Origin of the sequence: Collinsella sp. AM36-4AA, from assembly GCF_003467795.1 — a bacterium.
GTDB lineage: Bacteria > Actinomycetota > Coriobacteriia > Coriobacteriales > Coriobacteriaceae > Collinsella.
Genome location: NZ_QSHS01000068.1, coordinates 1 through 506 on the forward strand (window position 1 = coordinate 1; position 506 = coordinate 506).

At 47.0% G+C, this 506-nt stretch carries 1 protein-coding gene; it reads right to left on the bottom strand.

The window, feature by feature from the left end; all coding sequences use genetic code 11:
- Positions 1-278 precede the first annotated feature (278 nt).
- On the bottom strand, positions 279-506 hold a 228-nt coding region (locus tag DW850_RS10475), incomplete at its 5' end, for a hypothetical protein (RefSeq protein WP_233540668.1).

Genomic DNA, 506 nt, shown 5'->3' on the forward strand with positions numbered 1-506 from the left:
ATCGCGCACTCCATATTTTGTTCACAAATCAACTAACTGGGCTCCGAGATGCTCAGAGTCACGCGTATGGTCATAAAACTTGGACAGACCGTATGACCTCGGGAATCTTGCTGTCCACTGTAGACATAGTATCTTTATACCCTCATCGATCTCCGCTAGTTAGCCCGTAATAAATTGAAGGACAACGTTAACAAACCTATATAAACGCCAGTGGGGGCTCTATCACTAATTAGATAGAGTCCCCACTGGCGGAGTGTATTTGATTAAAACAATGCCCCTTAATTAATGTACTGGAAATAAGGAGCAAAAGATCCGTCCGGATATACGTGGCGACAGAACTCTGGAGCCGACTGAGCGCCACCAGAAAGCGACATGAGTAAAAAGATCGGCTCTGCCTCACCGCGAACGACTACGATGCCCTCGACTAAAGCCAATCCGAACACACCTAAAACAGATAGGGCAAATGTCGGTTTATATAACGCAAAAAAGGGGGAGGCCGCGAGGCC